The 10,742-nt window shown below is 65.1% G+C and carries 8 protein-coding genes; 7 read left to right on the top strand and 1 reads right to left on the bottom strand.

Annotation, left to right across the window (positions count from 1 at the left end):
- The first annotated feature begins 137 nt into the window (after window positions 1-137).
- Window positions 138-941, top strand: a complete 804-nt coding sequence (locus JMF86_RS34600) for a hypothetical protein (protein WP_201317475.1) — start codon at window positions 138-140, stop codon at window positions 939-941.
- 135 nt (window positions 942-1,076) lie between these two features.
- On the opposite strand, the gene JMF86_RS34595 is transcribed toward JMF86_RS34600, so the two are convergent.
- Entirely contained in the window at window positions 1,077-2,021 is a 945-nt protein-coding gene (locus tag JMF86_RS34595) for a LysR family transcriptional regulator (RefSeq protein ID WP_175849476.1), read from the bottom strand.
- A gap of 181 nt (window positions 2,022-2,202) precedes the next feature.
- Here JMF86_RS34595 and JMF86_RS34590 point away from each other — a divergent pair, with 181 nt between their 5' ends.
- The 6 genes from JMF86_RS34590 to JMF86_RS34565 all read left to right on the top strand — a co-directional run.
- Window positions 2,203-3,126, top strand: a complete 924-nt coding sequence (locus tag JMF86_RS34590; RefSeq protein ID WP_201317476.1) for a dihydrodipicolinate synthase family protein — start codon at window positions 2,203-2,205, stop codon at window positions 3,124-3,126.
- Window positions 3,127-3,359: 233 nt separating this feature from the next.
- A complete protein-coding gene (locus JMF86_RS34585; RefSeq protein WP_201317474.1) occupies window positions 3,360-4,802 on the top strand; it encodes an MFS transporter in 1,443 nt (480 codons plus the stop codon).
- A gap of 186 nt (window positions 4,803-4,988) precedes the next feature.
- On the top strand, window positions 4,989-6,062 hold the full coding sequence (locus JMF86_RS34580; protein ID WP_201317473.1) for a porin: 1,074 nt from the start codon (window positions 4,989-4,991) through the stop codon (window positions 6,060-6,062).
- Window positions 6,063-6,296: 234 nt separating this feature from the next.
- Complete coding sequence (locus JMF86_RS34575) at window positions 6,297-8,378, top strand: bifunctional diguanylate cyclase/phosphodiesterase (protein WP_201317472.1); 2,082 nt, start codon at window positions 6,297-6,299, stop codon at window positions 8,376-8,378.
- Between the two features lie 170 nt (window positions 8,379-8,548).
- A complete protein-coding gene (locus JMF86_RS34570; protein ID WP_011545754.1) occupies window positions 8,549-9,268 on the top strand; it encodes a response regulator transcription factor in 720 nt (239 codons plus the stop codon).
- Window positions 9,268-10,742: HAMP domain-containing sensor histidine kinase (locus JMF86_RS34565; RefSeq protein WP_201317471.1), on the top strand; the 1,475-nt coding region annotated here is incomplete at its 3' end. The genes JMF86_RS34570 and JMF86_RS34565, both read left to right, overlap by 1 nt.

Here is a 10,742-nt window from a genome sequence, read left to right as displayed (position 1 = left end):
GCGAAAACCCAGCCGAAGGCCGCCTACGACCTCGGCCTGCGCTCATTTTCTGATTCTTGATTCGTGATGGCCGGTGCGTGCGGCGTGATTCGCGCGTACGGGCTGCGTTCGTTCCGTTCGTCCAGAAGGTGATCCCGATGAAAGCCGTTGCACTGATCGCATTGACCTGCCTCGCGCTGACCGCTTGCGGCGGCGGTGACGACAATTCCTCGCCCGCGGCGTCCCGCGGATCGGGCACGAGCAACAACGGCGGCAGCGGTGGAAGCGGCGGAACGCCGACCACGGGCACATCGGGCGGCAATCCGGGCTCGCCGACCGCGTCGAACGTCGAGTGCGATCCGGTTTACCAGCAGGGCGATACCGTGCAGTTGCACATGTATACGCAAGCGACGTCGCAGAGCCCGTCGGTCGACAACGGCGTGTACACGCGGACTTACGCGCCGGCCACGTTCGACGGCGTGGCGCTCACGCAGGAGGCTGAAACCACGACAGGCTCGCCGATCCAGACCAATCACTACTACCTCGTCGGTAACGGCGTACGCACGTACTACGGCAGCGAGGTTTACAGCGGCGGCACGCTCGCGTTGCGGGACGTGAACTCGCCGCCCTATGTCGAGACGATCGGGCTCGCGGGAAGCGAGACGGTGAACTACGTGGATACGCCCGTCGTTCCGTCAGGCGGCGCGCAAACGGCTGTCTCGATCCAGCGGACCTACGTCGCGCGCGAAACGGTCAGCCTCAGGAACGGCAAGGTCTTTGCGAACGCCTGCCACTATCAGACCACGGAGACCGCCGCCAACCCGGCGGTGACGACCAAGACGAGCGCTGACGACTGGCTCGCGCCGGGCGTCGGCCTGGTCAAGTCGGTCGCCAACGTCGGCGGCACGCAGATCATCACGCGCGAACTGGAAGCGGCGACGGTGGGCGGCAAGTCGTACTAGCGGTCGACGCGAGACGCGCGCCGCGGATGGAGACGTTGCGCCATCCCGTCGCGCCGTTCGCCCGACAACACGACGCGGTGGCGGACATCGATATCCCACTCGATCAGGACTGCGAATACACCGTACCCCGGCCCTTCAGATGGAACGCAGGAACGCGGCAGACACGCCCAACCGAAGATCCGACGAGAGATTGCGCGACCGTGCGATTTCCTTCGTGAGCTGCATGACCGTGCGGCACGCCAGCGTCAGTTCGCCGTGAGGCGACATGGCGAGCGCAATGAAGCGCGGCACGGACGGATCGACCACCATCGACGCCTGCAACCGGCATTCCCGTTCCAGATTGGCGATCGCGTAAGGGCCCAGCAACGCATGGATGCCACCGTCGGCGACGATGTGCCCCTGCAGGCTCAGTGAATCCGCTTCCGCCGCGAAATTGAGCGACACCTGATGTTCGCCCGCGATTTGTTCGAGCCGTTCGCGCCAGCTATTGGGGCGGCAGAAAGAGACCAGCGGAATGCCATCGAGCCTGGAAAACGCGATCGTCGGCTGACTGGTCAAAGGGTCGCCTTCCGCCCCCACGAGGTAAGTCGCGGCCTCGACCAGGTATTCGTCGCCGTTTCTCGGCGTCGGACTGTTTCGAAACAGGATGGCGAGATCGACGCTGCCGTTCTCGAGCCAGGTTTCCAGCAACGCCCCTTGACCCTCGCGCACCTGCAACTGCACCAGCGGATAGCGCTCTCGAAGGCGATGGTAAAGGGTGCTGACAAGCGGATGGGCAGTGGAGGGCAGGATTCCGAGCCTGACCACGCCGATCGGCTCGCCCGCCGCGCTGCGGATGTCGTTGGACAACTGCTCCGTGCTGGCCAGCCACGTCCTCACGCGCGGCGCGATACGCGTGCCCAGCTCGGTCAATACCACGCCGCGCCCTGTCCGTTGAAACAGACGGCCGCCGCAATACTGTTCGAGCTCGACGATCTGCCGGCTGATGTGAGGCTGACTGGTTCCGTAAGCAATGGCCGTCTTGCTCAGGCTCCCGAGTTCCGCCGCGTCGATGAATAGCTTCCAAGCCGCATAGTCCATCGCGAAGCCTCTCCCGAGATATGTCAAATCAGTATAGCTGAAATGCGCAATCTGGCCGTTCTCGCATGGGTCCCGCATCCCTACACTGCAACGCATGCACCGTTGTTCCGGCGCGATGCGCAACGGGCGGCGGGCTCTCCTCCGGCAAAGAGGAGCGGAAAAGCTCACATTTGGAGACGTCATGAAGGCAATCGATCTGCGCGGTTTGGTCCCGGCACCCGTTACCCCTTTCACCCGCGAGGGCGCGGTGGACCATGCCGCCATTCAACGGCTGGGCGCATGGCTCGGCGGCATCGAAGGCGTCAAAGGTCTGACGGTGCTCGGACACGCAGGCGAAGGCACGTTCCTCTCGCAGAAAGAACAGGCTCAAGTCATCGAAAGCTTCGTGAAGTCCGTCGACAGCAAGATTCCGGTCATCGCCGGTATCACGCTCGAAGGCACGGAAGTGGCGGTGGAAGAGGCGAAGCGCGCGGTGGAGGCCGGCGCGTCGGCCGGTCTGGTGTATCCGTCGCACGGCTGGCTGCGCTTCGGTTATCAGAAAGGCGCGCCGCAGGATCGCTACCGCGCGATCCACGAGGGCAGCGGCCTGCCGCTCATCCTGTTCCAGTACCCGGACGCCACCAAGGCGACCTACAACCTCGACACGCAACTGGAAATCGCCGCGCAACCGGGCGTCTTCGCGATGAAAAACGGCGTACGCAACATGCGTCGCTGGGACGTCGAGATTCCGATCATCCGACGCGAGCGTCCGGAACTGCAAATCCTGACGTGCCACGACGAATATCTGCTTCACACGATGTTCGACGTCGACGGCGCGCTCGTCGGCTACGGCGGCCTGGCTCCCGAGCCGCTCATCGAACTGATCAAGGTAGGCAAGGCGAAAGACTACCCGGCCGCCCGCGCGATTCACGATCGCCTGCTGCCGGTGACGCGCAACGTGTATCACCGCGGGTCGCACATGGAAGGCACCGTCGCGCTCAAGCATGGCCTGGTGGCCCGCGGCATCCTCGAGCACGCCACCGTGCGCTCGCCGTTGCTGCCGCTCGCGCAAGGCGCGGACGTTGAAATCGCGGACGCGCTTCGTTCGGCCGGCCTCGTCGACTGACTCCCGCGCGGTACGTCCATAGCCGGATGCCGACGGCGCGGCGCCGCCCGCTGTGCCGTCGGTATCGAGCAGTCGGGGCGGCGCGAAACCTCGTTGCGCGCGCCGCTGCCGACAGGCTCGGCAAACGATAAAAAACGCGCCGACGTCGCGGCAAACGATAAAAAAACGCGACCAGTGCTGCAAAACAAGAAGCAAGCCGAAGGTCCATAAAATGCAGCTTTTCAGGAGACAGCATGAACACCCCTTCGACCGCCTGCGGCGTCGACCTTGGTCGATCCGCGAGCGAAACGCGTCCCACGAGCGAGCAACTGCGGGCGGCGAACCTGTTGTTCCGCATCGAAAACGTGCCGTTCTGCAAGTGGCACACCCAGGCACGGATCGTCATGGGCAGCGCGACCCTCTTCGATGCATTCGACGCACTTTCGCTGGCTTTCGTGCTGCCCGTACTGGTGGGGCTGTGGCATCTTTCTGCCGGTCAGATCGGCGTGCTGATCGCTGCGGGCTATCTGGGCCAGGTCGTCGGCGCGTTGGTCTTCGGCTGGCTGGCCGAGCGCCTGGGGCGGGTGCCGAGCGCCACCGTTGCGGTGGGCGTCATGTCGGCGATGAGCGTCGTATGCGCGTTCACCGGCAGCTTTCACATGCTGTTTCTGATGCGCGTCCTGCAAGGCATCGGCGTGGGCGGAGAAGTGCCCGTGGCCGCCACGTACATCAACGAGCTGTCCCAGGCGCACGGCCGCGGGCGTTTCTTCATCCTGTACGAACTCATTTTCCCGTTGGGCCTGCTCGCGGCCGCGCAGCTCGGTGCGTTCGTCGTTCCGCGCTTCGGCTGGGAAACTATGTTCCTGATCGGCGGGATTCCCGGCATGGTCGTCGCGATCCTGATCGCACGCCTTCCGGAATCGCCGCGCTGGCTCGTTGCACGCGGGCGTTTCGATAAGGCCGAACGCATCATCGAGCGGCTGGAAGCCAGCACGACGAAGCGCAACCTCGACATACAAGTCCAAAGGGCCGAGGTGGACGCGCGCGTGGCGAGCCTCCTGGTCGGACGACAGTCGAAGCGGAAGGGAACCTGGAAGGAACTCTTCTCGCCGTTCTATCGAGGCCGCACCGTCGTCGTGTGGCTGCTTTGGGCGAGCGCTTATTTCGTGGCCAATGGCATCAACAACTGGCTGCCCAGCCTCTACAGGACGGTCTACCATCTGCCGCTGCAGACGTCGCTTCAGATGGCATCCATCTCGAACGTCCTGAGTACGTGCGGGGTGCTCGCCTGTGCGCTGCTGATCGATCGGGTCGGGCGCCGCCGGTGGGCAATGGCCTGCTTCATCATCAGCGCAGCCCTGCTCGCCGTACTCGGCATTCATGGCGCCGGCAGCGCCTGGTCCGTGATGTTGCTCGGGTCGTCGGCGTACGCGGTGATGGCAACGACCACGGTCCTTCTGTACCTGTACACCCCTGAGATCTACCCCACCCGGATGCGCGCCATCGGCACCGGTCTCGCGACCTCCTGGCTGCGCGCGGCGTCTGCTGCCGCGCCGGCGATCGTCGGCGTCGTATTGACCGGGAAAGGCATCGCAGCGGTATTCGTCATGTTTGCCGCGGTCAGTGCGGTGGGCTTCTTCGTCGCCGCGCGAATGGTGGAGACGACCAATCGTTCGCTCGAGGAAATTTCACCGTAGTCACTCGCATGCCTGACGGCGCCTTCCCCTGAGAAGCCTCGCGGGAAGGCGTTTCCTCGCTCGTCACGCCAGCGACTTCGGCGACGTGCTCGAAACAAGGGCCGCCGTTCCCGCTATTCAATCAGTACTACAGATGGATGGTCACGGAAAAGGCCGCTCACAAAAATATGAATGGAGACAATCGAAATGAAAAAGACACGACAGATCGTGGTGCGCGTTGCCGCCCGGCGCGTTGTCGGTACGCTCGGCGTGACGGCGATATTCAGCGCCGGTCTGGTATTGAATTCCGTCGGGGCATACGCGGATAGCGGCTCCCAGGTCCAGCTTTATGGCCTCCTCGGCACCTACGTCGGCAGTATCAAACGCAGCGACACGCCGCAGGCCGCGGTACAGATGGGGAGCGGCGGGCTGACCACGTCGTTCTGGGGAATCCGCGGCAAGGAAGACCTTGGCGGCGGCGTCGGCGCCATTTTTGTCCTCGAGAGCTTCTTTCAACCCGCAAACGGCGCGCTCGGGCGCAGTACGGCGGACCCGTTCTGGTCACGCAATGCGTACGTGGGCTTTCAAGGCGACTTCGGGCAGGTGACCTTCGGGCGACAAAGAAACCCGGCCTATACGGCTGAATCCCTCGTCAATCCGTTCGGATCCTCGACCGTCTTCTCTCCGCTCGTCCTGCAGACGTTCGTGACCAACTATGGCGGGACGATCATCGGCGATACGGTGTGGAACAACACCGTCAAGTACACGACGCCCGACTTCAAGGGGTTCGCCGCCACCGTCATCTATGGTCTTGGCGGCGTGGCGGGTTCGCCGGGCGTCGGTAATCTCGGCGTTCACCTGAACTATCGAGGGCATGGCCTCACGGCCGTGCTGTCCGGCCAGCGCGTGCGGTATACCGCGGCAGGGCCGGTCGGCGCGCAGTATGCCTATCTGGCTGGCGCGGCATACGACTTCAAGCTCGTCACGCTCTATGGCGCATGGGCGATGACGAGCGATGCGAGTACGCCGACCGGCAGCCACACCTATGAGGCGGGTTTGTCGATCCCGTTGTCGCCCGCCGACTTCCTGCTTGCAGAGTGGGCGCGCACGAAGCGGTCCGGCGCTACCCGAGCGGCGAGCGGCCTGCGGAACACCGCGTCTGTCGGCTACAACCACCTGCTGTCGAAACGGACGGACATCTACGCGATTTACGCTTACGACAAGCTGAGCGCACACCCCATCGGCAACTCGTTTGCGGTGGGCATTCGCCACACGTTCTGATTCCCTCCCGTACCCTTCCACACCCCGCAGCGGTAAATCCTTCCCTGAACGGGAGGTCGCGTTTATGATCCGCCATGCAAGCGGTGGTCGCTGGAATCGTCTGGTTGGTCGCACAACCATTCCGTTCCTTCGGCGCCGCTTTCCTTTTGTGCTTAACCTTCACACGAATTCACGAAGATCCCATGCAACGCGTGGTCTCGTCGTCGCCGAATCGAAAGCGATCTGTAAACAACAATGCTGCCGACCAGTTATAACGCGTTGCTCGTTCTTCTTTCGCTGCTGATTGCCATATTGGCGTCCTACACCGTGCTGGACATGGCCGGGCGCATCAAGAGCGCTCAGGGGCATGCCGCACAGTGGTGGCTGGTCGGCGGGGCTTGCGTGATGGGCACGGGCATCTGGTCGATGCATTTCGTCGGCATGCTCGCTTTCGCGTTGCCGATTCCACTGGGATACGATCCGGCCATTACCTTGCTGTCGTTGCTGATCGCGATCGTCTGCTCCACGTGCGCGCTGTGGCTCGTCTGCCGGGACACGCTGAAGTGGCGCCGGCTGTGCGGCGGGGCCATGTTGATGGGGGCCGGCGTAGCGGGCATGCATTACACGGGCATGGCGTCGATGCGCATGTCGCCCGGCATCCAGTACGACCCGTTGCTCGTTTGCCTGTCGGTCGCAATTGCCGTGGTCGCATCGGGCGCCGTACTGTGGATCGTATTCATTCGGCGTGCCAACTCGTCGCGCGTGCGGCTGCTCAATCTGGGATCGGCCGTCCTGATGGGCGCCGCCATCGCCGGCATGCACTATACCGGGATGGCCGCCGCCCGATTCCCGCTCGGCAGCCTCTGCGGGGCAGCCGGCTCGCGCATGGACGCCGGCTGGCTTGCACTGGTCATCATCGTCGCCACGTTGGCCATACTCGCCATCGCGTTGATCGTCTCCATCCTCGACCTGCGTCTGGAGGCCCGCACGGCGGTACTGGCCACGTCACTGGCCGAAGCCAACCAGGAATTGACGTATCTGGCGCTGCACGACAACCTCACCAAGCTGCCCAATCGCGTGCTGCTCGAGGACCGGATCGATCAGGCGATCCAGGCCGCCGACCGCGAGCACGGAAGCTTCGCGCTGATGTTCATGGACCTCGATGGATTCAAGGCGGTCAACGATGCCTATGGTCATCACGTCGGCGATCTGTTGCTGGTCGACGTGGCGCGGCGCATCGGCGCGAACCTGCGTTCGCAGGACACGATTGCCCGCCTGGGGGGCGACGAATTCGTGCTGGCCGTGGCAGTGGACGAGCCCGCGGACGCGGCCGACGTGGCGGACAAGATATTGGCGGTGATCCGGAAACCGTTCCGCGTGTCCGAACACGAATTGCGCGTGTCGGCCAGTATCGGCATTGCGCTCTATCCCGGCAACGGCAGCGATTTTCGCGACCTGATGACCAACGCCGATGCAGCGATGTATCACGCCAAGGCACTCGGCCGGAACGCGTACTGCTTCTTCGAGGCATCGATGAACGCGAATGTCCGCGAGCACCTGAAAATCGTGCAGGAGCTCCGTCTGGCGCTGGAGCGGCGTGAGCTGGTCCTGCATTACCAGCCGAAGTTCGACGTCCCGCACGGACCGATCATCGGCGTCGAGGCGCTGTTGCGATGGATGCACCCGACACGCGGTCTCATTTCACCCGATCAGTTCATCTCGATTGCGGAAAAGACCGGCTTGATCGTGCCGATCGGCGAGTGGGTGCTGGACGAGGCCTGCCGGCAGATGCGCGTGTGGTGCGATGCCGGTCGAACCGACTGGACGATGGCCGTCAACCTGTCACCGCTGCAATTCGGTCACGCGAGTCTGATCCGGGTCGTGGAGGCCACATTGCAGCGGCACGCGCTGGAGCCGCACTGCCTGACGCTGGAGATCACGGAATCGACCGCGATGCGCGATGCGGACGCCAGCTTGAGAATCCTGCAGCAGCTTCACGACATGGGCGTGCGCATTTCCATCGACGACTTCGGAACGGGTTATTCAAGCTTGCTGTATCTGAAGCGCTTGCCGGCCAGCGAGCTCAAGATCGACCGGGGATTCATCCGCGATCTCGAACACGATACCGAAGATGCCGCGATCATTTCGGCGATCGTCGCGCTCGGCCGGGCACTCGACCTGAAGATCGTCGCGGAGGGCGTTGAAACGGCGGCCCAGCAGCAGTTCCTGACCCGCCTCGGTTGCAACTCGCTGCAGGGTTTTCTGCTCGGGCGCCCGATGCCGGCGGATCACTTCGTCGAAATGACCACGCAAGGCACGGCGATCAAGCCTGTTTGATTCCGGGTGGGAATGCGTCGGGGTCCAGAGTTAAACGAAATGTGATCACTCTCCGCCGCAAAATTTTGCACAATGACGGCAGCGCGGCTTTCCGTCGCGATTCGACCCGGGCCGCCCGCCCGCCGATCACCGTTACCGAGCCCCGCTCCGACGTGCCGCCGCCCACCGCCATGGACCAACCGAAACGCATCCTGATCGTCGAGGACGACGCCGACATCGCCGACGTGCTGAGCCTGCACCTGCGCGACGAGCGCTACGAGGTCGTGCACAGCGCGGACGGCGCCGAAGGGTTGCGCCTGCTCGAACAGGGCAACTGGGACGCGCTGATCCTCGACCTGATGCTGCCGGGCGTCGACGGCCTCGAAATCTGCCGGCGGGCGCGGGCGATGACGCGCTATACGCCGATCATCATCACGAGCGCGCGGTCGAGCGAGGTGCATCGCATCCTCGGCCTCGAACTCGGCGCCGACGACTACCTCGCGAAACCGTTCTCGGTGCTCGAACTTGTCGCGCGCGTGAAGGCGCTGCTGCGGCGCGTCGATGCGCTCGCACGCGATTCGCGGATCGACGCGGGCACGCTCGACGTCGCGGGGCTGGCGATCGATCCGATCGCACGCGAGGCGAGCGTCGACGGCGCACGCCTCGACCTGACGCCGCGCGAATTCGACCTGCTGTATTTCTTCGCGCGGCACCCAGGCAAGGTGTTCTCGCGGATGGACCTGCTGAACGCTGTGTGGGGCTATCAGCACGAAGGCTACGAACATACGGTCAACACCCACATCAACCGGCTGCGCGCGAAGATCGAGGCCGATCCGGCCGAGCCGGTGCGCATCCTCACCGTGTGGGGGCGCGGCTACAAGCTCGCCGCGCCGGGCCAGCGGGACGCGTGATGAAGCTCACGCTCACCCGGCGACTGTCGCTCGTGTTCTCGATCCTGCTGATCGCGTGCTCGGGCGCGTCGGCATGGCTGCAGATCCGTGCGAACGACATGCGCGAGAAGGAGGTCGTGCAGGCGCTGTCGCGCGACCTGGCCACGAACATCGCCAACAGCGCGCCGCTGATGGACGCGAACGGGCTGCGCCCCGACGCCGTGCGCACGCTGTTCGGTCAGTTGATGGGCGTGAACCCGAGCGTCGAGGTGTACCTGCTCGACAACGCGGGGCGCATCAAGGGCGACGATGCGCCGCCGGGCCACGTGAAGCGCGACCGCGTCGATCTCGCGCCCGTGCAGCGCTTCATCGCGGGCCAGCCGCTGCCGATCCTCGGCGACGATCCGCGCAGCCCGGACGCGCGCAAGGTGTTCAGCGCCGCACCGCTGCAGCGCGCGGGGCAGCCGCCGTCGGGCTACATCTACGTGGTGCTGCTCGGCGAGGCGCATGACCGGCTCGCCGCGCGCGTCGACGCCGGCAACGTGCTGCGCACGACGCTGTGGTCGATGGCGATCGTCGCGCTGCTCGGTCTGCTCGCGGGCCTCGTCGCATTCAGCTTCATCACGCGCCCGCTGCGCCGGCTGACGGCCGCGATGCGCGCCTTCGACGCGAACGGTGCGCCCGGCGCGCCGGGTACGCCCGACACGCAGCCGCCGCCGGTGCTGCGCTTGCCGCCGGGCCAGCGCGGCGACGATATCGCGGTGCTCGAATCCGCGTTCGCGCAGATGGCCGACCGGATCGGCGACCAGTGGCGCGCGCTGACGCGCCAGGACCAGCAGCGGCGCGAACTGATCACGAACATTTCCCATGACCTGCGTACGCCGCTCACGTCGCTGCACGGTTATCTGGAGACGCTGTCGCTGAAGGCCGACACGCTGGCCGAGCCCGAACGGCGGCGCTATCTGTCGATCGCGCTCGCGCAGAGCGCGAAGGTCGGGCGGCTCGCGCAGGCGCTGTTCGAGCTCGCGCGGCTCGAATCGGGCGGCGTGCAGGCCGAGCGCGAGCCGTTCTCGCTCGTCGATCTCGTGCAGGACGTGTTCCAGAAATTCGAGCTGGCCGCGCAATCGCGCGGCGTCGCGCTGCATGCGCGGATTCCGCCGCGCGTGCCGGTGGTGTCGGCCGATCTCGGGATGATCGAGCGCGTGCTGACCAACCTGCTCGACAACGCGCTGCGGCACACGCCTTCGCATGGCGAGGTCGAGATCGCGCTGGAGCCGCGGGGCGAGCGCGTGATCGTGACCGTGTCGGATACCGGCGAGGGGATTCCGGCGGCGCGACGCGAAGGGCTGTTCCAGCGGCCGCAGCGGCCGATGGGCGGCGGCACGGTGACGAGCGGCGGGCTCGGCCTGTTGATCGTGCATCGGATGCTCGCGCTCAACGGCAGCGGCATCCGGCTCGTCGACCGGCCCGGGCGCGGCGCGGTGTTCGAGTTTGC

The organism is Burkholderia sp. E168m15, from assembly GCF_016586105.1.
Taxonomy (GTDB): Bacteria; Pseudomonadota; Gammaproteobacteria; order Burkholderiales; family Burkholderiaceae; genus Burkholderia; species Burkholderia orbicola.
This window is presented reverse-complemented; position numbering and strand designations above follow the sequence as displayed.